The following is a 26037-nucleotide window of genomic DNA, read 5'->3' as shown; positions in this document are numbered from 1 at the left end:
TCCTGAACTCATTTCAGGATGACGTCCCCTAAGTCCAAAGATGTGGGTAATAGTAAGCTCACAACTAACCTGAGGTTAACTGAGTTCACACATAGACCATGATTGACTTTGTCCGATTGGTGGACTGTGAAAAATAGCAGAACAATTTTTAAGATGTATAATTGGCCATCCTAAAAGTCTTTGGATAGCATAATAAACTCCACCATGTGCAACAATTAAAACTGGCTCTTGAAAGCTGAGCGTACTATTTAAAGCACACAAAACTCTCTTGTCAAAATCATTTACATATTCTGCTCCTTGGTGAGTATTGCCATCTCGCCATCTCTTCCAAATATTATCATCAACGGATTGACCTTCATATTCACCCCAACAACATTCTGCTAACTCCGGGACAATTGTAAGATCAACTTTTAGCTTTTCATTGACGATCTCAGCAGTCCTGTATGCTCTCATAAGCGGGCTTGTGACAATATGCTTTATATCCTTTTCTCCAAGAATATCAGAGGCTTCCCTCGCTTGGTTTTCTCCAGTTTGATTGAGAGGAATATCCTGCGAACCCATGTAAATATGGTGTCTATTCCAATCTGTTTCACCATGACGTAAAAAATAAAAAGGTTTTAAGGGAAGCGTCATAACTGTAATCTCTCATGCATAGTCATAAAACCTTGTGGGGCAGGATTTTCCTCTACAAAAGTCAGAATTTGCTTGGCAATCTCAAAAGGTGACCGGCTCGTAGTATCAACTGTTAAATCATATTCTCGCAGGCTACCTGCATGGACTCTATCTATTTGATCATTCGATAAACCTATAGCACGATCACAGCGTAAAATTTCTCGCTCTTGCATCACTGAAAGATCACAAAAAACTCCGACAAAATGGACAATATACCCTTTCAAGACTTTTATGTAAGATTTGAGGTAAACATCATCAAATAAGACTTCATCGATAATGATATTGTTTCCTCGACCTGCAAGCAAATTAGTAAAATCTGGCATGATACCAAAGAGTTGTTCACCTTTTTCTCCAACCTCAACACGCATGGTTGGGCCACGGTCATTTATCCCCGGAACGAAGGAAAAGTATCTAACATCCGGTTTATCATCAGATAAGCATGGTAATGGTGTCATGCTAATAAAAGTATCTATGCCAAAAGTAAGCCAAGAATCCTTACTTAAATACTGTATTGCTCTTGCGATAGATGTTTTACCAGCAGAACCACATCCATTTAAAAATATAATTTTACTCATATGGTATCTTGCTGTTCTTTCTCATTGCTACTAATACTGTGTCCTCCTAGGGTTAACTATATATAATAAATATAACAGATTTTTATGCTCCACTAATAGCAATTTTTATTATTTTTGCAAGGTTGCTTATTTTTTTTCATTCCTCAATACATTACTCTTGCTCACATTTTTTTAAAGAGTTATCATTATCTAGAGCTGAAGTTATAGTAATTAAGTTAGGTAATCAATAAATTAATAGAAATACCATGGATAAAAATATTATAACTACAGAATATAAAGAGTTTTTAGAACAGTTAAAAGTCCGTGTAGCTACAAGTCGCTATCAAGCAGCACGATCTGTTAATAAAGAGCTGATAATTTTATATCACCATATTGGTAGCGAGATTTTGACTCGTCAAGAGCAACATGCCTGGGGAACTAAAATAATTGACAAACTTAGTCGTGATTTAATATCTGCTTTTCCTGAAATGAAAGGATTTAGCACTAGAAACCTTAAATATATGCGACAATTTGCTAAAGAATATCCTGAACCTACATTTGTGCAAGAGGTACTTGCACAATTAACATGGTATCATAATATTACTTTACTAGATAAGGTAATAGATAAAGAGATTCGTCTTTTTTATATTAAGCACTCTATTACATATGGTTGGTCAAGAAATGTAATGGTTATGCAAATTGAATTAGCTCTACATAAACGTCAGAGTCAAGCTATAACAAATTTTAAAAATAAATTACCATCTCCGCAGTCAGATTTAGCCCATCATACTCTAAAAGATCCATATATTTTTGACTTCCTTAGCATAGGCAATGAAGCACATGAAAGAGAAGTTGAAAAAGCGTTAGTTTCTCATATAGAAAAATTTCTTCTTGAACTTGGAGTAGGCTTTGCCTTTGTGGGACGACAATATAAATTATCAATAGGAAATGAAGATTATTATATTGATCTGTTATTCTATCATTTGCATCTTAGAGCCTTTATAATTATTGAGCTCAAGGCAGGTAAATTTTCTCCTCGTGATGTAGGACAATTAAATTTTTACTTATCAGCTGTTGATGAACAATTAAAACATTCAACTGATAATCCATCTATAGGCTTAATTCTTTGTAAGGATAAAGGAGAACAAATCAAAGCCGAATATGCACTACGGGACATGACTAAGCCAATTGGTCTTGCTGAATATAAGTTGACTGAAAGCTTGCCAAAAAATATAAAAACTGCCCTACCAACCATTGAAGAGCTGGAAGTTGGATTGTCCGAGTATTTTGATTATGAGACTCTTGAGCGGACAACTGCTAAATTACAATCATTACCTAACTTACTAGCCCAAGAAAGAAAATCATTGCACAAACTTGCTGAGCTATATCCTGATCTAGCAAGTCAGTTTGTAGGAAAACATTATGATACCCATGCAACAGAATATCAACGAGAGAAAACAGCAGATGCAAGTAGTACAGCATTAGAAGAGTTGGAGAACATTGTGAGAATATGTGGTGGTTATGAGAAATTAGGTTTAACTCCAGTACAGCCACAATTACCTGAATTGGGCAAAACACGACAACACTCTACCATAATAATCAAAAAAGTAACCAAGTAATGACCAAGTTATAGCTAACCCGTTTAGGTTCTAGGAGTACAACTGTCAAAAGTGACTCCTCGCAATGACAAAATAGTTAACTATAACGCCAAGGTGGAACAACCAAAGAAACAGGTAAGTTTTTTACAGTAATAGCTGTATTTTGTAATGAATAATAATCATCCTCTCTAATTAAAGCTATTGCCATGTTCTGATAAATCGAACATATTGTACCAATTTTTATATTATTGGCAATAATCTCATCATCTTTTGCTATATCTGAACTGCCTGTATTAATGGAATCTATGTTAACGGATAATTTAAATATTTTTTTCCTTACTACTCCTTGGTATTTTGTTCTTGAAATAACTTCCTGTCCAATATAGCAACCTTTGGTATAACTTACAGCGTTTAATTCCTCACAGCCATATTCGACCGGAATGGATCTGTTGAAAATTAGATCCTCATACCCATCAACTATGGCAAAATTATATTTATCTTGCAGGTATAGTCCTGCTGTTCCTGCAGTTATTGGTACATCTTTACTAACAATGGAACGGAAACCGAGTTGATCATAACGAGGGTCTTTATATCCATTAAATTCCAACTGTTGTTTTGAGTAAATAACCTGATAGATGTTAGTTAAGTCGTTCACTTCAATTTTAGCACGTAATTTATACCGCACTAAGTGATTTTTAAATAAATCAGACTGATTAACATTTATATCAATAAAAAACCTTGTTGCTGCTAGTTTTAATACAAAGAAATCAAATAAATACCTTCCTTGATTACTTAGAGCATAACTATAACAATAATTATTATTTTTTATATCATTAGTTGTCAAATTATGCAAGAAATTCATCGCATCATCACCAAAAACTTCAATAATTGCTCTATTTGTTAATATTTCATGCATAATTACCAACTATGATATTTTAATTGACTTTAATAAGTTTTATAATACTATATTATACTGATGCAACAGTTGTTTGCTATAAATTATTTATTATATGAGATGTGCTTCCTACTGTACGACTTCTGAATATAAGATGAATGACTTAGTAATAAATCTCAATAAGATTGGTCTTGAACCTAAACACTTCGATGATGTACTATATATTCAAAAAGAACAAGTAAAAAACTTAGACCCTATAGATGTTTTCTTTTTCCCATTTGGCTGTGTTACTATATGGGGAGCTGAAGAAAGCCAAGAAAAAATGATTCTAGAAGACATAGTAGCTCTGCAAGCTAATCAAACTGACGAGATAATGTCTGACTTTATCTATTTTGATTATGATGAAACTACAGGTAAAACCTTTATAGATGAAGAAAAAAACCAAATCATTCTAGCAGATAAATCAACTTTTATAAAATTATCTATATCGCATGCTTTAGCTCAGTCAGTTAAGCTTAGTGTACTGGAAAAATCAGTAAGTAATTTAATTGTAAAAACAACACCGATTCAACAAGAGCTAGCCAGCACTGGCAGTGTATCACTTTCAAAAAAGGAAATATCTCAACAAATTGGCATATTATTTAACGAACGATATTCTATTAATTTACACAGCGATATACTAGATACTCCTGAATTTTTTTGGCGTCGTCCTAGTTATGAGCCTTTATACTTAATGACGGCAGAGTTTCAAGATATTCAAATTCGTCAGAATATTCTTAACCATCGACTGAACATGATTCATGAACTCTACAATATTTTGTCAAATGACTTAAACTATAAACACTCAACTAGACTTGAATGGATCATTATAATATTAATTACCATAGAAGTGGTACTATCCCTTGTTCACGATAAACTCTTTTTCAAAATAATTGGTTATCTTCTGAATAAAATTTAACTATTCACCTTACGTATAGCATTTAAAAATTGCAGAAAAGTACAAGACGTCTATTAGCGAGACCACGTGAGTGTAGTGGCAATCATAGTACCCTACATTTTTTATGTCACTACTGTTAAGAGTTCTTCCGAGCGTCATTGCGAGGAGTCGCTGAAAGCGGCGACGCGGCAATCCAAGATACGCGAAGCGTTACTCTAAAAAAACAGCTTCGCTGTTTACCTGGATCGCCACGGCATCTAAAGATGCCTCGCGATGACGATTATGATGACGATTATAGAAAAATGTAGGGTACTATGGTCGCAGCTCCTCGCAATGACGCTAGGCTGTTTTTCCTATGACTTTACATATGGATTCTCAGTTTTAGTATAAGTAAATCTTATTGGCACACCGGGTAAATTAAAAGCTTCCCTCAAGTTGTTTACAAGGTATCTAGTATAACTATCCGTGATTTTCTCAGGATTATTAGAGAATAGTTTAAAAGTTGGTGGGCGAGTTTTTGTTTGGGTCATATATTTAATTCTAACACGTCTACCACCTTTTTGTAAGGGCAGCGGATGTTGCTCGAGTGCAAAACCTAACCAATTATTCAGTTTACTGGTAGCAATTTTTTTATTCCATAAAGTATAAATTTTTATAGCCTCATCTAGTACCATATTAATATTCTGCTTTTTTAAGGCTGATATGAATATTATCGGTACTCCTTTAACTTGCGGTAGATTGGTTTCCATCTTATAAAGAAATTCTTCCTTAAATTTATCTTTATTTTTCCCTTCAATTAAATCCCACTTATTAACTACTATGAGCAGGCTTCTGCCCTGCTCTATAACATAACTGGCAATATTCAGATCTTGTTGCTCCAAATTCGTTCGTGCATCAACCATCAAAATAACAGTATTAGCAAACTTAATACTATTAATAGTATCAGAAGCTGATAATTTTTCTAAGGACTTGTTAATAGCTCCCTTTTTTCTTAGACCAGCCGTATCAATTAATTTAAATTTATTATCATTATATAACCAATCAATTTCTATAGATTCCCTTGTTATACCGGCTTCAGGTCCTGTTAACAATCTTTCATTGTTAATAATACTATTAATAAGAGTAGATTTTCCTGCATTTGGTCTACCACTCACCACTATTTGTATACAGTCAGCCTTTATTGGATCAGTTAATTCTTCCTCTAATTCCTCATCTCCTAATTCTTCAGTTATTGCATCGTGTAAATCTGCCATACCAACACCATGTTCTGCAGAAATTGGTACTACATTATCAAAACCAAGCTTGTAGTATTCTTTAGCAAAATCAAACCGTCCTTCACATTTATTGACAATCAACACAGATTTTTTATCATATCTTCTGATAAAACTAGCAAAAAACTTATCTTCCGGTAATACGCCATCCTTACCATCCACCATAAGGCATAGCAAGTCTGCTTCTATAATGGCTTCTACAGTCTGTTGCATCATTCTATATTCTAATTTTTCACCGATTGCTTCTTCTAAACCAGGAGTATCAATTACCGTAAAATCAAATGGCCCAATTTGGGCATCAGAGTATTTTCGATCACGTGTTACCCCCGGGAGATCATGTACGATAGCCTTTTTCCTGATAGCCAAACGATTAAAGAGCGTAGACTTCCCTACATTGGGTCTACCAATAATCGCCACAATTTTTTTATGCATCACCTTTATATTATCATAATAATTCATTAGCACTAATACCCAAATCATTTGAATATTGCAGTATTTGAGTATATTATTAACACTTAATTATATAAAATTAAAGTATAAACAGACTTCTCAAGGACAAATATTATGCATAATGGCAGTTCTAATAATCTTTATTATGCACTAGAAGGCTTTAAAACTATGCTTATTCCAATGCGAGCAAACATAGAAATTTTAGAGCAGTGGTTTAAAAATAGCAATAATCCTATAAAAGATAGCGGCTATACTCACGTTATGTTAGCATATTTGACGCTTGCTGAAAGGATGACTAGAACATACAAGAAGCCAGAATTTAACATTAATGAATGTATTATTGATGGTACGTCTTATGTGGTTAAAGAAAAAACAGTTGCTACTAAAACATTTTGTCAATTAAAGCATTTTAGCAAAATTGCTATTAAGCAAGAAATGCCAAAATTATTAATAATCGCTCCACTGTCAGGACACCATGCTACCTTACTTAGGGACACTGTAACTGAAATGCTCCCATACGCAGATGTATATATTACAGATTGGCTTGATGCAAGCACTATACCTAATCAACTTGGTAAATTTAACTTAGATGATTTTATAGACTACTTAATTGAGTTTATGACGCTTCTAGGAGCAAATCTGCATACTATGGCAGTATGCCAACCAACAGTCCCCCTTCTAGCTGCCATTAGTATAATGTCTGCAAATAATGATGTAAATGTGCCGCGGTCAATGATTTTGATAGGTGGACCTATTGATGCAAGGCTTAATCCTACAGATGTTAACTTGTTTGCAATCCATAAAAGTATGCAATGGTTTTGCCAAATGATGATTACATCCGTACCCTCTAACTATCCTGGTTACGGAAGAAATGTCTATCTAGGGTTTGTACAACTTATGGGTTTTATCAGTTTAAATATTCCTCGGCATATTAATTCGCATTTAGATTTACTACAAAATTTGCTAGATGGCAACCTTGAAAAAGCTAATCATACCATAAAATTTTATGATGAATATTTAGCCACTATGGATATGACATCGGAATTCTATCTCCAAACAATACAAGAAGTATTTAAAGATTTTGCTCTTGCCAAAGATGAATTTGTCTCAAAAAATCGTAAAGTTCATTTAAAAAATATAACAAAATGTGCTTTACTAGGTATCGAAGGCGAGAATGACGATATAGCTGCGGTTGGACAAACTAAAACTGCATTAGATTTGTGTTCCGGTATTCCTATGACAATGAAAAAATATCATTTACAAAAGGGAGTTGGGCATTACGGCTTATTTAGTGGTAGCAAATTCAAACAGTTTATTGTCCCAATAATTAGGGATTTTATATATACTCGATAATCAAGTTTTTTTTCTGAAGGCTACAATTCATGGCAGTTTATGTCATCCCCGCGTAAGCGGGGATCCATAACACTTAATAGTCTTTCAGGCTTATTTTTTTAGATTCCCGCCGTTGCTAAGAATGACATCGAGTGCATATTAAGCACTTTTTCCTTTATCTATTAGGCTTGCAGCCCGACTTTTAAATTACCCTAGACTTCTAATGCAAAAAAGTTATTGCATTAACTGTTAATCCGTTTATAACGGATTAACAGTTAATGTTTAACTAATTAAATGCAAATTATATGAGCAAAATAAAATTCCAACTTTTACCACAAAGAGAAATTAAAGTGAATTTTAAATCACTTGATTTACTTCCAACAAGACAAAGTAATGAAGCTTTTATAAGCAATATTTGTGCTAATGCTCATTATGAAGTGTTAAAAAGCGTGCAATAATGACCCACTAAATGGGTTAATGTGCGTTGAAAAATGACCCACCTAAGAAGTGGGAAAAGTAGTACGTTATTAATCCATTATTATCAACCTATACTTCTATTATTTTCAGAATAAATAATAGGAGTATAAAATCAGAGATGTTAATAATGGAAAGTAAGAGAAAGATATTAGGACGTTATCGTCGTGGAGAAGGTATACGTTCAATAAGTAGAGAATTAAATATATCACGTAATACAGTTAGAAGTATCATTCGTACGCAAGGAGAGATTAAATCTGATTATATACGAATAATTCAACCTATACCTAAACTCGGGAAATATATTGAGAGTCTTGAGAGGATGTTGCGGGATAATAAGAATTCAAAGCCTAAAAAAACAGGGAAAGCTTTATTTGAGGAGTTAAAGATTTATGGGTATCAAGGCAGTTACTCTGCTGTTAGTCGTTATATTAACACTTGGAATGATAGAAATTTTGAGATTAATATAAAAGCTTGCGTACCTTTATCCTTTGCTCCTGGGGAAGCTTACCAATTTGACTGGAGTAGTGAGCAAGTAATATTAGCTGGAGAAATAATAAATGTTAAAGTAGCTCACTTTGTTTTGTGTTATAGCCGTAAAAAATTTATCTATATTTATCCTACTGAAGCTCAAGAGATGGTATTTGATGCACATGTTAGAGCCTTTACTTTTTTTGGTGGTAGTCCAACTAAAGGGATTTATGATAATATGAAGACTGCTGTCAGTAAGGTTTTAAAAGGCTCTAATAATAGAGAATGGAATCCAAAGTTTGAAAAGCTCTGCGCACATTATCTCATTGAACCGATAGCATGTTCTCCAGCTCGAGGTAATGAAAAAGGTAGGGTTGAGCGACAAGTACAGATTGACCGGGAACAGTTCTTTACTCCTATGCCAAAAGCTTTAACCTTGCAAGAATTAAACGATATATTAACCAGCAGATTAGTTACTTATAATAGCTCTCATAAACACCCCGAATATAAAGATAAGACTATAGATGAAGCATATCAACTAGAACGTAATTTTTTAGTATCCGTGCCTGTATTATTTAACGGTTGCAAAGAAATAGATATCAAGGTTTCTATTACTTGTTTGGCTAGATATGAAAGCAATAATTATAGCGTTCACTGTAGTTGTGCTGGGAAAATAGTACAATGTAAGATATATGCTGAACATCTAGTATTTATTTATAATGGTCAAGAGGTAGGTCGTCATAAACGGAAATTTACTAAGGGAGAAACTTGTTATGACGTCAATCATTATCTGCCAATATTAAGGTATAAACCCGGAGCATTAAGAAATGGTGAACCATTCCTTAATATGAATTTACCAGAAGAGCTCATAGAAGTTAGAAGACGTCTTGAGAGCAGCCCAGCAGGTACAAGAGATTTTGCTCATATATTATCGTATATAGCAATGGAATCCATAGAAGCAGTAGTATCAGCATGCACCCAAGCACTAAAAATAGGAACTGTTAGTAAGGAGGTAATTTTAAATATTATATTACGTAATAAAGATGAGTTAAAAGTAACAGAGCCAAGTAATTACCAAGAATATCATACTTTAAAACATATCCCGAAAGCTAATTGTGAGATATACGATAATTTTCTCAAGTTAGGAGGTAAGTAATGAACAATGTATATCAAGAATCTACTAGAGAAGATATTATAAATGTTATGAGAAAGCTAAAATTTACAGGGATGCTTGAGTCTTATGATGAAATTATATCTGATGCCATAAGGCGTAAAGAAGCCTCGAATTATATTTTACATAATTTATTAAAATCTGAACTAACAACACGAACTCTTAGGTCTATTCAAAGTAGGATTAGCGCAGCAAAGTTTCCTGAGAAAAAAGATATAGATAATTTCATATTTATCGATACCCCAATAAACCAAGAACAAATTATGCATCTATATAGTTGCGAGTTTATTAAAACATCTAGAAATATAATCCTAGTTGGTGGTACTGGTAGCGGTAAAACTCACCTAGCTATTGCATTAAGTACAAAAGCAGTACGAAAAGGTTATAAATCAAGATTTTTTAATCTTGTAGATCTTGCTAATCAATTAGAATATGAAAAGAACTCTGCTCAGGTAGGAAAACTAGCAGCTTCCTTGCAAAAAATAGATGTACTAGTCCTAGATGAGCTTGGTTATCTACCATTTTCTAAGAATGGCGGTCAACTTATCTTTCATCTATTATCTAAAATACATTCCAACACTTCAATTATTATTACTACTAATCTTATATTCTCAGAATGGTCACAAATATTTGGTTGTAATAAAATGACTTCAGCGCTACTTGATAGAGTTTGTCATAATTGTGATATCATTGAAACGGGAAATGAAAGTTATCGTATGAAAAAAAAACAATAGTTCTAGACTTATGTGGGTCATTTTTCAACGCTCTTCCTGGGTCATTTTTCAACGCTTATTGACAACCAGATTACTGGCTTATAAAACTTATATAAATGAATATAACAAAAAATTAATGTTATTTACTAAAGAAATGAATCATAAAGAAGTAGCAAAATATACAGAAAACACTACTTACGAAGAGATTTATTGTACTAATCATAATAACGAACCACAACTAATAGGAGCAATAGATGAGTAGGAGTCAAGACTCAGTTTAACAATTAGCCTTATGGTCACTCAATTGCAGGATAATGCAAAAATCACAATTAATAGTTGTTATAGATATAAATTCAACCACCATCGATGTCATCCCCGCGTAGGCGGGGATCTATATTACTTAATAGTCTTTCAGGCTATTTTTTTAGATCCCAGCTTTCGCTGGGATGACATCGAGTGCATATTAAGCACTTTTTCCTTTATCTATTAGGTTTGCAGCCCGACTTTTAGTTTATGTCATCCGAGCTGCGGCGGGGATCCAAAAATAACCTGCAAAGGCTATTTTCTTACTAAGATTTTTGCTCTATCGGTGATGATTTCATCAACAAGTCCAAAAGATTTAGCTACTTCAGGATCCATGAAATTATCACGTTCCATACTTTTTTCAATAGAATCTAGTTCTTGCCCTGTATGCTTGACATATAAGTTATTGAGCATTCTTTTTAATTTCATGGTTTCTTTAGCATGAATTTCTATATCTGTAGCTTGCCCTTGGTAACCACCCGACGGTTGATGGATCATTATACGACTATGTGGTAGGGAATAACGCATATTTTTCTCACCAGCAGTAAGCAACAAAGACCCCGCGGAACAAGCCTGCCCTATACAAAGAGTAGAAATTTTAGGTTTAATATATTGCATAGTATCATAAATTGCCAAGCCAGAAGTCACAACACCACCAGGAGAGTTAATATACATAAATATATCTTTTTCTGGATTTTCTGCCTCTAAGAATAGTAATTGGGCAACCACCACATTGGCCATATAATCTTCAATTTGACCACAAACAAAAACGATGCGTTCCTTTAATAACCTAGAATAGATATCATAGGCTCTTTCCCCTCTAGGGGTTTGTTCAATTACTATAGGCACGTATGTCATTAAATTTTCTCCTAAATTTATTGATAAAAAGTCTAAGTTCTTATATCTGAAGAATGTGGTATACTCAAATGATTTCAAGAATTATTTTTTAGCCAATTGGTGAGGCTAGGCTTGGACTAAGTACATTGTCTATTTTAGGTATCATTTGTACGAAATAATTTGATATAAAAAAACCAAGTTTAAGCCCCAATCTAAGTGATGATCGATTGTGCATGTGGCAACTCCACATAGGGGCTATTTTTGCTTCTTCACATTTTTTAATTAGATGTGATACAACCTGTGCAGCGTGCTGTTTACCACGGTAATCAGGATGGGTAATAACTCCAATTTCTGCATAACCGCCTCCAGTAATGGCGTACGTTTCACTTACAACTTGATCATCTTGACACAAAGCGTATCCTGTACCATATTTTAAAAAGTCCTCATCTGAACCGTACAATTCAGAAGTCTCTTTATACCAAAAGCACTTTTTAAATAATTCCGCTGTGTCTATTGGTTTAATCGTCATAGCTTCATCTACTGTCTCAATTTTTATCAAACTTTTTAACCGTAATTCAGCACGCAAATTAAAATCCCACCCTTTCTCTAAAAACAAATAATGATATATAGGATTACAATAAATCATTGGAAATTCATGCCCATTTACAAGAGAAATACACGTTTCAACTGATTGATCTGTTAAGTTTCCAGCTACAAAAACAAATGGATCTCTACAATTTTCTAATACCATGACAACACCCCCCGGAAGTTCAAAAATCTTTCCAATTTTATTCCTATCGACTATTGCCCATAGGACTGCTTGATTTGGAAAATATTTCAACTCTGAGATAATTGCCGAATTGCTGATTTTTTTGATTTCTTGAATCATTTTTATTCAGCTACCTTATTATTCACTAGCACTCGTTTGTTTCTTCATAGAAGATTCCTTAGACAATTTTTTATTGCTCACTGATTTTAGCTGATCAAAAATGCTTAAAGCTTGAGTTATAAAACTTCCTGGTTCAGAAAGATTTGCCGGAAGAATTACTGTATTACTATCTTTGGCTAACTCACCAAAAGCATTTATATATTGTTCAGCAATTTTTAAAGATACTGCGTCATTACCCCCAGACTTTTGAATAGATGCGGCAATAACTTCAATACTTTTAGCAGTAGCCATTGCTACTAATCCTATTGCCTCAGCTTCACCTTTAGCTCTATTTACTTGATCAGTATAGGAAGCTTCAGAATTTAATACAACTTGAGCCTTCTCACCTTCTGCATGGTTTATTTTTGCTTGTCTATTGCCTTCTGAATCCAAAATTTGAGCTCGTTTCTGACGTTCTGCTGCAACTTGTAATTCCATCGCTTTAAGTATTGTTTGTGGTGGCTGAATATCTTTAATTTCATAACGCATACATTGTATCCCCCAATTTATTGCAGCTTGGTTAATAGCAGACACAATAGCGATGTTTAACGTTTCTCGTTCTTCAAAAGTTCTATCTAATGGTAACTTACCTATTTCTGAACGCATGGTGGTCTGTGCAAGCTGTGTGATGGCATAATATGGACTACTAACACCATAAGATGCAGCAACTGGATCAACAATTTTTACATATAAAACACCATCTATTAATAACGTAACATTATCATTGGAAATGGCTGTTTGAGCAGTAACATCAATAGCTTCCTCCTTCAAAGTGTGTTTATAGGCTACTCTCTGAATCACTGGTATCAAAATATTCAATCCAGGCTGCAAAACCCTATCAAATTTTCCAAACTTTTCTACAACCCATGCTTGTTGTTGTGGTACAACCTTAACCATCTGTACAATAATAAGAATTGCCACGATACTACAAACTAATAATATATATTCCATTTTAATCCTCTGTTAATTTAATCATAGTTGATGACATCGTTCGCAGTTGATGCTTAACAATGTAACTTTGTTACATTGAATTCAGGTTAATCTAACAATTTGACGACACTACCATCATAAATCTTAGTAACCCCTTCCAGTACCACCATATCTCCTTCCTTAATTTCGTTTGAGATAATCTCTGTTAAACCATTTAAACTAGTGCCAAGTGTAACATAAAGTTGTTGTACCTTATTGTCATTGAGTTTATATACAAAATACTCACCTTTATTATTACTCTGTACCGATTGATTAGGCACAGCTAAATTCCTATGTTTGTTAAGAATTAGATCTATATTTACATAGCTTCCATGCACAATATTACTATTAGAATCAACGATAATTTTAGCACTTATAGTGCCATTATCTGAAACATATTGTGAGATTTCAGCAATCTTTCCATTAATTAATCCACCCTTATTATCGGTTATCACTAAATTAGTGGATTCTGACACCTGATTATAAAGCCCCTCAGGTAGCTCCATTAAAATATTATTAGTAGTAGAGTTTTGAGCAATAATGCTAAAAAGATAATCTCCTTGTTTTATCTTATCCCCTATTTTGGATTTTATTATACCAATATATCCATCAAATGGAGCTATAAGAACCATATCGTTGTAACTATTCATTGCTTTAGCAAAAGCAAGCTTAGCTTCTTCTAACTCGCTGCTAAATTTGTCTAGCACATCACTACTAATATATTTTTTGGCAAGTAATTCCTTATTACGGTTATAAGAAGCCTTGGCCTTTCTTAAAGAGACTTCCGCTTGTGACTTAATTGACATAGCTAAATCTTGGTCAATAATAAGCAAAACATCACCTTGATGGATCTTACCTCCTTGGGAAGTAGATACTACATCAAGTCTACCAGAAACATGTGCATAATAATCACGGCTCATACCACTCTTACATTGTCCTATAACGCTGAAAACATTATATAAATCAGCCATTTGTACTTTAGTAACTTTTACCCCAATACTTTCTTGTTCTTCAGCTATAGCACAGCAAGAAGTAATGCATATACACAAAAAAATAATTATAGTTTTAAATCTGTTATCCAACGATGTTCCTTCTCTAAAATCTCAAAACGAATTTTTTCACTTTTTTTATCTAGTTCTGTTTCCGGGATCAAAGAAGCTCCGTCAAATTCAAAACCATAAAAATTAATCTGTAATTTGCTACATATTTTTGCCACTGACTCAATATTTTCTAAAATATCGTCAACAAATATTATTGTTTTAGGATAGTAGTTTTTTTTGTGTAAAATATTCTCTAATACTGCACCTTTATCAACATCGGCTGTAAGAATCACCCCTTCTTTCATCATTGGCACACCACCCCCAATATGTAATTCATCAACTAATATTTCCTCTTTTATCGGAGTAGATTTCATAAAATCTATATTTATCCCTTTAAGCTCTGTAAGACGCCAATTGGTAAAATCCTCAATAACACCAAATTTCCCTGTATATAATTTGGTCAGAGCAGCAGTTGGGATTTGCATCTTCCATAATCTACCTAGTATATCAGTTATATTATAGTCCACTAAGCGAATAGTACGATTTTTTAAAATAATACTGAATAAAAGATGTCTTTCTTCTCTCGTAAGACGGTTTTTGCTTTCAGCACGCCACTGCCGTCTATAAGGATGAGTTAAGCGATATTCATCTTGATCCATGATAAGTACGTCATCTACATCAAAAAGCACCAAGCTATCTTGATCTAGCTTATCTATTACTTCTGATATTTTTAAAAAATCGGAAACCTTAGTTGTTTTAGCAAATATATGTTTATTCATAGTTCTAATGATAAGTTTATTATTTCTTCCAAAGAATTAGCTATTATAGCTAAATCTGATTCTCGTACAAGAGTATGAACTCCGTCTTTTATTAATTTCATCACTACCATATCACTAGTAATCTTTTCTACCAGGTTATTTGAGATGGTATAAGGTACGTCTTCATCTAGCATCCCGTGAATTAAATGAATAACTCCCTTAAGATTAATACTATTTGAATTTAGTAACAAGTGATTTCTAGCTTCGAGTATTAATTGATAACTTATTGGATATTTATAGCTGCAATTAGGACTACCAATCTCAAGGTACTTTTGTTGTTGCATTTGTGTTTTTTGCATTTCAGTTAAATTTTGCCAAATATTTTCTGTAAAATCTAGGGCAGGAGCAATACAAACAAGACCACAAACCTTACTAGGAAATTTTATAGCAGCAAGAATAGCTAACCAACCACCCATACTGGAGCCTATTATAATAGCTGGTTGCACTACAAGTTTATTTAAAACTAGTTCAACCCCTGTAAGCCAAGATCCAATCGTTTCATCTAGAAATCTACCTGATGATTCTCCATGACCAAAGTTATCAAATGTGATAAAATTATAATCACGTTTTTTACAGTAATTCTCAAGAAATATAGCCTTTTTACCATTCATACCCGACATTAAGCCATGCAAGAAAATTACCGATGGCATATTTTTTTTACTACTTTCGTGATGATTGTAAGTGATAAATCTTTTCTTTTCTGTATTATATATTTTACGCATTTAAATTAATTATGTAAAAGATTAATGATTTCATCAGATTCACCCAAACGATATCATACACCCACCATTTTGCAAGTAGTTCCAGCTTTATTCTCTGGTGGAGTAGAGCGAGGAACAATTGAAGTGGCTAAAATGTTAAAAAAAGTTGATTATAATGTTATTGTAGTTTCATCTGGTGGTTCATTGGTTGAAGAATTAGTGGCGGCAGGAGTGCCACATATTTCTATGAATAGTGCTACTAAAAATCCTTTGACAATATGGAAAAACGCAAGAATTCTGTCAGAAATAATTAAGGAATATAACGTAGATATAGTACATGCAAGATCGAGAGCTCCAGCTTGGAGTTGTTATATGGCGGCAAAGGCTACAGGCACTAAATTCTTAACAACATTCCACGGAGTCTACAACATCTCGAATCCTTTCAAACATTTTTATAATAGCGTCATGGTCAAAGGCGAAAAGATCATAGCTGTGTCTAATTTTGTAAAACACCATATATTAATTAATTATCAAATCCTAGAAGATCAAATTGTTGTAATATGTCGAGGGGTAGATTATCGTTATTTCAATCCAAAAAATGTTACAGAAGAAAAATTACTAAAACATAAAAAGAAATACGGTATATCTAACAATACTCCTATAATATTATTACCATCAAGAATGACCAGTTGGAAGGGGCATCTTACCCTTGTTGAAGCACTTGGCAAATTAAAACATCTAGATTTCTACTGTCTAATGGTTGGAGATTTATCCAAACATCCCAATTTTACCAACCGAGTAAAATCTCTTATAAACTTATTGAAGCTACAAAGTAAAATTCAAATTTTTGGTAATGAAGCTGATATGCTTAGCCTTTACGGTATTTCAGATATAGTAATATCTACTTCAATTGAGCCAGAAGCATTTGGTCGAACTATAACTGAAGGACAATCAATGGAAAAGCTAGTAATTGCTACAAATATAGGTGGAGCTATTGAAACAATATTAGATAAAAAAACTGGATTTCATGTCAAACCAAACGATGCTGTCGATTTAGCAGAAAAAATCGAACATTGCTTATCTATACTCAAAACCAATGAAGGTAAAAAAATACAACAAGCAGCAAGAAAAGCAGTAATCGATAATTTTTCCCTTGATTTAATGCTTAGTAAAACCTTAGATCTATATAAAGAAATGCTCAAAAAAACATAATATTTTCCCCAGTTCTTTGTAGTTCTCTTATATCTTCCCACCTGTAGCTACGATTTTTAAACTACCCTAGAGAGGCAATGAAAATTCTATTCTTGAAATATACTAATTATACTTTATACTGACCCGTTATTGTAAGATTAAAAAGAGAGTATTATGGCTAGGATAACGATTGAAGATTGTGTTGGAAAAATTCACGATAGGTTTAAGCTTGTAGCTTTAGCTGCTCAAAGAGCAAATGATATAAATTCCGGTAGTAAAATGACTATTAATAACGTTAAAGGTGATAAGGCAACTGTGCTGGCATTACGTGAAATAGCTGCTGGTCATATAACGATTCCAGCCCTAAAGGCACAATTATTAAAACGTCTTCGAACAAAAAGTAGAATCGATCCTATTGATGAAGAAAATACTGAGGCTTCCCTTGATACTGCTGTAGAAGAGTTTGATTATTTACCAAGCGGCTCAGATCTTTGTGTTACTGAAGACTACTCTGATTTAGATGATCAAATATTTGATGATAATGCTAGTGATGATGAACAAAAATGATTATTGGTGTTGGTACAGATATAGTACAAATTCCAAGAATAGAAAGGATCTTAAACCTATATGACCAGCGTTTTATAAACAAAATTCTTTCTAAAACGGAAATACAAAAGCTAACTTCTCTAAGCAAAGACCAATATGGTTGTTTTTTGGCGAAAAGGTTTGCTGCGAAAGAGGCAGTTAGCAAAGCCCTTGGTGTCGGAATTGGGCGGGGTTTACAATTTAAAGACATCTCTGTACTAAATGATGCCTTAGGAAAGCCCTTTGTCCAAATTTGTCATCCTGAAAATCCAAACAAATTTGGACAAATCAAAATTCACTTGTCCATTTCAGACGATTACCCAATTTCTGTAGCTTTTGCAGTCATTACCTCTAAGGTTTAGAGCTTTTCTAATAGTTCAAACATAGTTTTACCAATATCAGCTGGCGATCTAGTGATAGTAACACCTGCACTTTGCAACGCCTCCAACTTATCTTCAGCTGAACCCTGTCCATTAGAAATAATAGCACCAGCATGCCCCATTCTTTTACCTTCAGGAGCAGTAACACCAGCAATAAAACTAACCATTGGTTTTTTAATCTTTGAGCTTTTTATTAATTTAGCAGCATCTTCCTCAGCACCCCCACCTATTTCACCAATCATAATAATCGATTTTGTTTCATCATCTTGTAAAAACATTTCAATACAATCAACAAAATCGGTGCCGTTAACTGGATCTCCACCAATACCAATACAGGTAGATTGACCAAGGCCAACAGCTGTAGTCTGTGCTACTGCTTCATAAGTCAAAGTACCGGACCGGGATATAATTCCCACCCCACCTCTCTTATGAATATAACCAGGCATTATACCGATTTTGCATTCATCAGGAGTAATAATACCAGGACAATTTGGCCCAATTAATCTAGTTTTTGATCCGATTAATGCCCTTTTGACCTTTATCATATCAAGTATCGGTATTCCTTCTGTAATACACACTACCAAACTAATTCCTGCATCTATAGCTTCCAAAATTGAATCAGCAGCAAAAGGTGGTGGAACATAAATAACGCTGGCAGTAGCCTTAGTTTTTGCAACTGCCTCATGTACTGTATTATATACAGGTAGATCTAGATGAGTATTTCCACCTTTTCCAGGAGTTACCCCTCCTACCATTTTAGTACCATAACTGATGGCCTGCTCAGAATGAAAAGTCCCTTGAGAGCCAGTAAAACCTTGGCAAATTACTTTTGTATTTTTATCAACTAATATTGACATATATGCATTTTCCGTATTTTTTATATGAATTATTTTACTGCATCGACGATCTTAACAGCAGCATCACCTAAATCATTTGCAGCAATTATTTTTAAACCAGAATTTGCTAAAATATTTTTACCTAATTCAAAATTGGTCCCAGCTAAACGTACAACCAGTGGAACTGTAATGCCAATCTCTTTCACTGCAGCAATAATTCCTTCAGCTATTATATCACAACGCATTATACCACCAAAAATATTAACTAAAACCCCTTGTACATGTGAATCTGATAAAATTATTTTTAGTGCTTCCGTTACTTTCTCACGATCAGCCCCACCACCAACATCTAAAAAATTTGCCGGTTCAGCACCATAAAGCTTGATAATATCCATTGTAGCCATAGCTAGCCCAGCCCCATTCACCATACAACCAATAGTACCATCCATCTTAACATAACTAAGACCAAGGCCAGCTGCTTTTATTTCAAGAGCATCTTCTTCATCATCATCCCGCATATTTAAAATATCAGGATGTTTAAATAGTCCATTATCATCAAAGTTAATCTTGGCATCAAGTGCCAATAAACTACCATCAGCTTTTGTTATTAATGGATTAATTTCAATTTGATTAGCATCAGTTGCTATAAAAGCTCGATAGGTTGATTCAACAATTTTCATCATTTGTTTTGCCTGATCATTCTTAAAGCCAAGCTTATATGCCATTCTACGACAATGAAATGGCTGTATGCCTGTTGCAGGATCAACTGATACTTTAATAATTTTCTCTGGAGTATTATGAGCAACTTCTTCAATATCTATCCCACCTTCAGTAGAAGCTATAAAAGTTACCTTGCTATTACTACGATCAAAAACGGCACTAAAATAATATTCTTTTAAAATATCACACCCAGATTCAACATAGAGATGGCGAACCTTTTGGCCAATAGCTGACGTCTGATGAGTTACTAAGTTAATGCCAAACATTGCATGTGCTGCTTTCTTTGCCTCTTCTTTAGTTCTTACAACTTTTACACCACCAGCTTTTCCCCTACCACCTGCGTGGATTTGGGCTTTAACCACATATATTTCTGCTTCTAAACCATCAATTAGCCTATCGATGTCTTCTTTTTGCAATATTACAACTCCTGTAGAAGTAGGTATACCATATTGCCTCAGAATCATCTTTGCTTGGTATTCATGAATATTCATTTTTATAATTCTTTAAATAATTTAATCCTAGGCTCTTATATACTACAAATGTTGCCAATTTGTAAAGCTTCATTTACTACTTGTTAGGCAGGGTAATTTAAAAGTCACAGTTATTAGTTGTTATAGATGTAAATTTAACCACTACCGATGTCATCCCTAATGGTGATGATTACTTAAGCCTACTATTAATTTATTACATCAAACTGAGGTTAAACTAATAGGTATATTCATCTTACTCTACTTTTTGCTTACGATTTTTGTCTCCTAGATATATATACTCCACTTGAGATTATTATTATTGCTCCAATAATTGAAAAACTATCCGGTATTTCTTGCCATATAACTACACTTAAAATTAAAGAAAATACAACGCTGCTATAAGCTAGTATACTCATTTCAGTAGCTAAACCAATTTCTAATCCCTTATTTAATAATATTTGGTGTAAAAGCATCAACAGAGCGTTGATTAATAGCAATATCCAATCCTTTGAAGAAACTTGCGTTATATTAAAATCCACTAAAAATGGTAACATAATAAGAGAGGAAATCCAAAAATAATACACTAATACTCTATCTGAGGTCTCTGTTTTTAGTAAGTTGTGTAATGATATAATAGTTAATGCCATAAATATTCCGCTAAATAATCCAAAAATGGCTCCTAAATTTATAATTTCTACTGATGGCTTCAGTATTAATAAACAGCCAATAAACCCAATCATTGCTAAAAATAATAGATCATTTTTGATAGATTTATCAGTAAAAATACCCGTTATTAGCAGTACCCAAATTGGAGACAGATTCGTAAGTGTACTAACATTGAAAAGAGACAAGTAATTTACTGATGAAAACACGCAATACCAATATGCTGTACCCAATAATCCCCTTGTAATTAATGCACAATATCGCTGTGATACTATTAATTGACCACGAGACCTAATAACTTTTGGTAAAAAAAAGATAGCACAAAGAAAGAATTGTAAAAATACAACTAGAGAAATAGGTATACTACTATTAAGAGATTTTACTATACTAGCTTTCATTGCTCCAAGTCCAAATGCACTTAAGATATATAATGTTGCTTTCATAGTGGTTCTACTCTAATGAATTGACTTTGCAAAATTTCTAGGTATTCGCGTATACTTCTCCTACTTCAATTGGAACGTAAAACAATCCATAATACGCGAATTGGGGTATAATGGGTAACTCGCATTAATCAATAAATTGTCCTACCACTACCTTTAAAATTCTGATGAGCCTTATCTAATTTTTTGATAAATTCTGGAGAATAAGATTTAAGATCATTTTTTGATCCACCTTCATATTTTTTAGCTAGATCTATCCCCCCTCTAATCATATTATAAGCAAAATTTTCTTCCTTTGTTTCTCCAGCTATTCTTTTAGGGTTCATGAACTTATAAACTTGGTATAAAGCAAAATTTTTCACTAAACGTCTTGCTTCCAATCTAGATTGATTACTTATACCTTGTAGCTTATCTTTTGATTTTATCAAACCTCGGTTAGCTTCTTTTACCAATTGCGAATGTTGTTGCATTAAGTAACTACTTACTTCAGCAACATTCTTACTAACAAGGTTCTCATCAATTTTAACACCTAATTTTTCTAATTTCTTGTGTCCAAGTTTACCTAAATATTTTTTTATTAATAGGATGATCTGAGTCTGTAATTTTGTTAGATCCATTGTTTGCTCGTTAAGACAAGCCAATATTTGTTCTATTTCCTGTTCGAAAGCATCGTTTTTACTTAACTCATTGAAAATTTCCATCGCCTCATCAGATCCAAGCTCATCATCAGTGATGCCTACTAATGCATCCTTAATTTGGTCTGCCAATTTTCTAGAGTCCTTTGGTTTTTTGTCATCTGTTTCCATTTATTAGTCCCCTGTTTACGAAGTCTATTCTTGAGTAGTAAAATGTCCTCTATAAGTTCGGTACAACGTGACTCCCCGATGTTTTTCAATTATACTTCGGCACAGTAAGGCTGAGTCAATAGATTTTTGTTTTTTGGTAAATTTATGTTCTTTTTCGAAACATAACTCACTTATACTAATATTTTGCCAAACAAGTCCATCAAAAATTTTTGCTTTAATATAACCACTTGACTTTAAGTTATCATAATCTCCTTTATTAAGACTCAACGCATCATCATTTAATAAAAGCTTAACATCCCCGACATCTGGTGCTGGTATAGGATCAACATATTTAATATAGACTTTACCGGTTAATTCTATCTTGCTAGGTATCATGATGCTCTATCTATATTAAATTAAGTTTCTGTCATATCTTTGATAAAAATCATAATCTTTTATTTTATTATACTACTCGTAAATGAAGAGTTGATAGACGAAGATAAAAATTATGAAGTGCTAGGAGTCAAAGGGTCGAGGTGCTAGGCGTACATTTAGTACGTGGCTACCTACGATCCCTGAAGACGACAACGCAATTCTTGATTTTTATCGAGTATCACGACTCTTTGTTATCTTCTACCTCTGATTCTAGAGATGGTTCAATAACTTCTCCTTGAGAATGATGCAATAATGTTTCTTGTTCATCATATTCTTTCAACATATAACCACGTCCCCATACTGTATCAATGTAGTTTGTACCACCAGCAGCATCAGCTAATTTCTTACGTAATTTGCATACAAATACGTCTATAATTTTAATCTCCGGCTCATCAACACTACTATAAAGATGGTCTAAGAACATCTCCTTATTCAGTACTGTTCCCCTACGTAAGACTAATAATTCTAAAATAGCATATTCCTTATTCGTTAAATGAACCCTTGTTCCATCAACTTCTACAATTCTAGTATCAAGATGAATACTTACCTTGTCAAACCTAACCACTGACTCAGAATGTCCTTTAGAACGACGAACAATTGCATAAATACGAGCAATTAACTCTTCGCGGTTAAATGGTTTTGTGATATAATCATCTGCCCCACACGTAAGTCCTTTGATTTTTTGATCAACTGTAGTAATACCTGATAAAATCAGTATAGGTATTTTTACTTTAGCAGAACGTAATCTCAGTAGGACTTCGAATCCACTAATATCTGGCAGCATCAGGTCTAAAATAATTAAATCATAATTATAAATTTTAGCTATTTCTATTCCTTCTGTACCAAACTCCACCACCTCACAAATAATTCCTTCTGAAGCTAAGGTTAATTCAATAGAACTAGCTATATCACTATTATCTTCTACTAACAGTACCCTCATGACATTTCTCCCATTAACAAATTTTTCTATAATATTAATTTATTATTCTTTATTACATAGTCTATGTTCTCATTTTATCTCTATAAGAGCAAGTAATTTTATCAAAATAAGATTCAACTATACTCTTCTGCTGTGAAAAATTGTTTTTTGAAAATATCAAGGACTCGCGTACTCATGTACATTCCGTTCGCTTGCCCCTCATTTTCGAATCCAATGCTCCAAATCATTTGAGTATATATCAAATAAATATTACTTGGTTAATTATCATTTTCTTGCATTTTTTTATGATATAAAGCACCAAAATCAATCGGGTCAATCATCAATGGTTGGAAACCGCCATCCTGAGTAACATCAGCAATAATTTTTCTAGCAAATGGGAAAATCATTGCTGGACAATGAATTGCTAGTATTATTTGGTGTTGATCTTCCTCTATATTAATTAAATTAAAAACCCCCGCATATTTTAGGTCTATTATAAATAGTTTATGCTTTTCACTCATTGCTTTAGCTTCTATACTTAATTCTACCTCATAAAAATTCTCTTCCGGTAAATTAGAAATATTGAGGTCTAGGAATAAATCAATTTGTGGATTACGTTCCAAAGATACTAAAGATCTCGGAGCATCTGGATTTTCAAAAGACAAATCCTTTATGTATTGTGCATTAACAGCGATATGAGGCATTTCTTTTTGGTTAGTATCTTTCATAATAATATAGTCCTTTACATTTTAAATTTTAAGTTATTGGAAGGGTAACACCTTTTTGTTTCATATATTTCCCATAACGATCGGCATAAGATATATTACAAGTTTGATCACCTTTTAAAAACAAAAATTGACATGCTCCTTCATTAGCATAAATTCTTGCTGGCAGTGGGGTAGTATTGGAAAACTCTAATGTCACATGCCCTTCCCATTCCGGTTCTAACGGCGTTACGTTAACAATTATACCACATCTTGCATAGGTTGATTTGCCAACACAAACAACTAGCACATCTCTTGGAATTTTAAAATACTCAATTGTTCTTGCTAAGGCAAAACTGTTTGGTGGAATAATACAAACATCAACCTCTCTGTCTACTAAACTATATTCATCAAAATTTTTTGGATCAACTATTGCTGAATTAATATTAGTAAATATTTTAAATTCCTTCGAGACTCTTGCATCATAACCGTATGAAGATAAACCATAAGAAATAATTCTCTCTGAATTATTCAATCTAACCTGCGTATCAGTAAAAGGTGCAATCATATCGTGTTCTATACACATTTTTCTTATCCAATTATCAGACATAATGGTCATATATAATTACACATACTATGTTTAAATTCTCGAATATAAATGATATAGTTAAAAATTAAAAGTACTAAAACTTTAATTAGCAGGGCAGCTTCATTAAAATATTTATTAGTTTCGCAAAAATGTGGGAGATTTGCGTATATACCCGATGAATTGCAAGAGTTGGCTAGGCGTACGAGTGGCGAGTAAGCGGAGCGTAGTCAAACCGTTGTTCCTACGCGAAGTCCCATCGTGCCACAACGCCAACACTTGAAAGGCGAAGGGTATACTCGGATGATCTAAAGAATGGGAACAATAACCAAGGAAGGCTTTGCCAGCGTAGATGACATCTAGACTATTACCGATACTAGAGTTAACGATAGCTGGCCATAGTACCCTACATTTTTTATATAACCACTATTAAAATGGCTGCTGATCGTCTATTAGCGAGGAGTCGCTGAAAGCGGCGACGCGGCAATCCAAGATACGCGAAGCGTACTAGAAAAAACAGCTTCGCTGTTTACCTGGATCGCCACGGCATCTAAAGATGCCTCGCGATGACGATTATAGAAAAATGTAGGGTACTATGATAGCTGGCACATAAGGTGTATAAATATCCATTCATTATAAGAACGACTAACTACTTTGTTTTTACTTCTACTTGAACAACTTTCTGAAGACCATTATCGAAATATAAGGATAAATCAAAGTGATCACCAACTTTTAGTATGGTTTTTATATCCAAGAGCATAATATGCATACCACCCGGTTGTAAAATAGCACTACTTTTAGCTGGGATGACTAGCTTATCGAGTTTTACCATTCTGCTAACCCCTTTTTCATCAACAAAACTTTTATGTAATTCAACCTTGTTAGCTATATCTGAAGAAACATTTACCAAATTATAATCGAGGTCAGAGTCATTAAAAATCTCAAAATATATTGCAGAATTATTAGTAGCAGAATCTCTTGCCCAAGCATTTAGTATTTTAATAGATGCAGTTGATGCAGTAGGAGTTGATACTTCTAATGATGCTGCTGGATTGTTATTACTTGGCGTGGTAGTTGCAAAACATATTGATAGGCTGAAATATAAAGTAACAGCAATGAGGGTTACTATGTTCTTAAGTAGCATATTATTACCATAAATTAAATTAATTACACACTCGAGTCACTTAAT

Annotated in this window: 28 protein-coding genes and 1 pseudogene; 10 read left to right on the top strand and 19 right to left on the bottom strand. The window is 33.5% G+C overall.

Annotated features, from left to right (window positions below; all coding sequences use genetic code 11):
• Positions 1–75 precede the first annotated feature (75 nt).
• Positions 76–633, bottom strand: coding sequence for a histidine phosphatase family protein (locus tag AB3211_RS05760; RefSeq protein WP_367363930.1), 558 nt, complete (start codon positions 631–633; stop codon positions 76–78).
• Positions 630–1247, bottom strand: coding sequence for a chloramphenicol phosphotransferase CPT family protein (locus AB3211_RS05755; protein WP_367363929.1), 618 nt, complete (start codon positions 1245–1247; stop codon positions 630–632). Before AB3211_RS05755 ends, AB3211_RS05760 begins: the two co-directional genes overlap by 4 nt.
• Positions 1248–1492: 245 nt before the next feature.
• Here AB3211_RS05755 and AB3211_RS05750 point away from each other — a divergent pair.
• Positions 1493–2524, top strand: a pseudogene (locus AB3211_RS05750) (PDDEXK nuclease domain-containing protein); the annotation flags it as partial.
• A 397-nt stretch (positions 2525–2921) separates the two neighbouring features.
• On the opposite strand, the gene AB3211_RS05745 reads toward AB3211_RS05750, so the two are convergent.
• On the bottom strand, positions 2922–3740 hold the full coding sequence (locus tag AB3211_RS05745) for a YgfZ/GcvT domain-containing protein (protein WP_367363927.1): 819 nt from the start codon (positions 3738–3740) through the stop codon (positions 2922–2924).
• 133 nt (positions 3741–3873) lie between these two features.
• Here AB3211_RS05745 and AB3211_RS05740 point away from each other — a divergent pair, with 133 nt between their 5' ends.
• Positions 3874–4677 carry an RMD1 family protein gene (locus AB3211_RS05740; protein ID WP_341754284.1) on the top strand — a complete coding sequence of 268 codons (804 nt, stop codon included), beginning with the start codon at positions 3874–3876 and terminating at the stop codon, positions 4675–4677.
• Positions 4678–5009: 332 nt separating this feature from the next.
• Here AB3211_RS05740 and der read toward each other — a convergent pair whose 3' ends face one another.
• On the bottom strand, positions 5010–6359 hold the full coding sequence (gene der, locus AB3211_RS05735; protein ID WP_367364827.1) for a ribosome biogenesis GTPase Der: 1350 nt from the start codon (positions 6357–6359) through the stop codon (positions 5010–5012).
• 132 nt (positions 6360–6491) lie between these two features.
• Between der and phaZ the strand changes: the two genes are divergently transcribed.
• From phaZ to AB3211_RS05710, 5 genes are all read left to right on the top strand, one after another.
• Positions 6492–7730, top strand: coding sequence for a polyhydroxyalkanoate depolymerase (gene phaZ, locus AB3211_RS05730; RefSeq protein ID WP_367363926.1), 1239 nt, complete (start codon positions 6492–6494; stop codon positions 7728–7730).
• Positions 7731–8014: 284 nt separating this feature from the next.
• Positions 8015–8167 carry a hypothetical protein gene (locus AB3211_RS05725; protein ID WP_367363925.1) on the top strand — a complete coding sequence of 51 codons (153 nt, stop codon included), beginning with the start codon at positions 8015–8017 and terminating at the stop codon, positions 8165–8167.
• Positions 8168–8313: 146 nt separating this feature from the next.
• Entirely contained in the window at positions 8314–9810 is a 1497-nt protein-coding gene (istA, locus tag AB3211_RS05720; RefSeq protein WP_367363704.1) for an IS21 family transposase, read from the top strand.
• Complete coding sequence (istB, locus tag AB3211_RS05715; RefSeq protein WP_367363705.1) at positions 9810–10559, top strand: IS21-like element helper ATPase IstB; 750 nt, start codon at positions 9810–9812, stop codon at positions 10557–10559. Before istA ends, istB begins: the two co-directional genes overlap by 1 nt.
• A gap of 10 nt (positions 10560–10569) precedes the next feature.
• Positions 10570–10800 (top strand): hypothetical protein, encoded by a 231-nt coding sequence (locus AB3211_RS05710; protein ID WP_367363924.1) that lies wholly within the window; start codon positions 10570–10572, stop codon positions 10798–10800.
• A gap of 296 nt (positions 10801–11096) precedes the next feature.
• Here AB3211_RS05710 and AB3211_RS05705 read toward each other — a convergent pair whose 3' ends face one another.
• The 6 genes from AB3211_RS05705 to AB3211_RS05680 form a co-directional block, all read right to left on the bottom strand.
• Entirely contained in the window at positions 11097–11699 is a 603-nt protein-coding gene (locus AB3211_RS05705) for an ATP-dependent Clp protease proteolytic subunit (RefSeq protein WP_341754920.1), read from the bottom strand.
• A gap of 88 nt (positions 11700–11787) precedes the next feature.
• The gene (locus tag AB3211_RS05700) at positions 11788–12567 is read right to left on the bottom strand and encodes a GNAT family N-acetyltransferase (RefSeq protein WP_367363923.1); all 780 of its coding nucleotides are present in this window, start codon (positions 12565–12567) and stop codon (positions 11788–11790) included.
• Between the two features lie 18 nt (positions 12568–12585).
• Positions 12586–13557: an SPFH domain-containing protein gene (locus AB3211_RS05695; RefSeq protein ID WP_341754299.1), complete on the bottom strand. Its 972-nt coding sequence runs from the start codon at positions 13555–13557 to the stop codon at positions 12586–12588.
• An 86-nt stretch (positions 13558–13643) separates the two neighbouring features.
• Positions 13644–14657 carry an efflux RND transporter periplasmic adaptor subunit gene (locus tag AB3211_RS05690; RefSeq protein ID WP_367363922.1) on the bottom strand — a complete coding sequence of 338 codons (1014 nt, stop codon included), beginning with the start codon at positions 14655–14657 and terminating at the stop codon, positions 13644–13646.
• Positions 14633–15394, bottom strand: a complete 762-nt coding sequence (locus tag AB3211_RS05685) for a DUF2608 domain-containing protein (RefSeq protein ID WP_341758297.1) — start codon at positions 15392–15394, stop codon at positions 14633–14635. The genes AB3211_RS05690 and AB3211_RS05685 overlap by 25 nt, the downstream gene beginning before the upstream one ends.
• Complete coding sequence (locus AB3211_RS05680) at positions 15391–16155, bottom strand: alpha/beta hydrolase (RefSeq protein ID WP_367363921.1); 765 nt, start codon at positions 16153–16155, stop codon at positions 15391–15393. The genes AB3211_RS05685 and AB3211_RS05680 overlap by 4 nt, the downstream gene beginning before the upstream one ends.
• A 24-nt stretch (positions 16156–16179) precedes the next feature.
• Between AB3211_RS05680 and AB3211_RS05675 the strand changes: the two genes are divergently transcribed.
• The 3 genes from AB3211_RS05675 (at position 16180) to acpS (ending at position 18272) form a co-directional block, all read left to right on the top strand.
• Positions 16180–17346, top strand: a complete 1167-nt coding sequence (locus AB3211_RS05675; protein ID WP_367363920.1) for a glycosyltransferase family 4 protein — start codon at positions 16180–16182, stop codon at positions 17344–17346.
• Positions 17347–17499: 153 nt separating this feature from the next.
• Positions 17500–17892 (top strand): DNA-directed RNA polymerase subunit omega, encoded by a 393-nt coding sequence (gene rpoZ / locus AB3211_RS05670; protein ID WP_341754303.1) that lies wholly within the window; start codon positions 17500–17502, stop codon positions 17890–17892.
• Complete coding sequence (gene acpS, locus AB3211_RS05665) at positions 17889–18272, top strand: holo-ACP synthase (protein WP_341754304.1); 384 nt, start codon at positions 17889–17891, stop codon at positions 18270–18272. The genes rpoZ and acpS overlap by 4 nt, the downstream gene beginning before the upstream one ends.
• Here acpS and sucD read toward each other — a convergent pair.
• The 9 genes from sucD to AB3211_RS05620 form a co-directional block, all read right to left on the bottom strand.
• A complete protein-coding gene (gene sucD, locus AB3211_RS05660; RefSeq protein WP_367363919.1) occupies positions 18269–19147 on the bottom strand; it encodes a succinate--CoA ligase subunit alpha in 879 nt (292 codons plus the stop codon). The two genes, acpS and sucD, sit on opposite strands and share 4 nt — an antisense overlap.
• A 29-nt stretch (positions 19148–19176) precedes the next feature.
• A complete protein-coding gene (gene sucC, locus AB3211_RS05655; protein WP_367363918.1) occupies positions 19177–20337 on the bottom strand; it encodes an ADP-forming succinate--CoA ligase subunit beta in 1161 nt (386 codons plus the stop codon).
• A 248-nt stretch (positions 20338–20585) separates the two neighbouring features.
• The gene (locus AB3211_RS05650; protein WP_367363917.1) at positions 20586–21422 is read right to left on the bottom strand and encodes a DMT family transporter; all 837 of its coding nucleotides are present in this window, start codon (positions 21420–21422) and stop codon (positions 20586–20588) included.
• Positions 21423–21550: 128 nt separating this feature from the next.
• A complete protein-coding gene (locus AB3211_RS05645; RefSeq protein ID WP_341758289.1) occupies positions 21551–22225 on the bottom strand; it encodes a DUF5394 family protein in 675 nt (224 codons plus the stop codon).
• A 24-nt stretch (positions 22226–22249) separates the two neighbouring features.
• Positions 22250–22600 (bottom strand): hypothetical protein, encoded by a 351-nt coding sequence (locus AB3211_RS05640; RefSeq protein WP_367363916.1) that lies wholly within the window; start codon positions 22598–22600, stop codon positions 22250–22252.
• 217 nt (positions 22601–22817) lie between these two features.
• Entirely contained in the window at positions 22818–23579 is a 762-nt protein-coding gene (gene ctrA / locus AB3211_RS05635; protein ID WP_367363915.1) for a response regulator transcription factor CtrA, read from the bottom strand.
• Positions 23580–23836: 257 nt separating this feature from the next.
• Positions 23837–24286 carry a protein-export chaperone SecB gene (gene secB / locus AB3211_RS05630; RefSeq protein ID WP_367363914.1) on the bottom strand — a complete coding sequence of 150 codons (450 nt, stop codon included), beginning with the start codon at positions 24284–24286 and terminating at the stop codon, positions 23837–23839.
• 28 nt (positions 24287–24314) lie between these two features.
• Complete coding sequence (gene dcd, locus AB3211_RS05625) at positions 24315–24881, bottom strand: dCTP deaminase (RefSeq protein WP_367363913.1); 567 nt, start codon at positions 24879–24881, stop codon at positions 24315–24317.
• Positions 24882–25497: 616 nt separating this feature from the next.
• Complete coding sequence (locus AB3211_RS05620) at positions 25498–25992, bottom strand: copper chaperone PCu(A)C (RefSeq protein WP_367363912.1); 495 nt, start codon at positions 25990–25992, stop codon at positions 25498–25500.
• Between the last annotated feature and the right edge of the window lie 45 nt (positions 25993–26037).

The sequence above is a fragment of the Candidatus Tisiphia endosymbiont of Nedyus quadrimaculatus genome, from assembly GCF_964059235.1.
In the GTDB taxonomy this organism is placed as follows: domain Bacteria; phylum Pseudomonadota; class Alphaproteobacteria; order Rickettsiales; family Rickettsiaceae; genus Tisiphia.
This window is presented reverse-complemented; position numbering and strand designations above follow the sequence as displayed.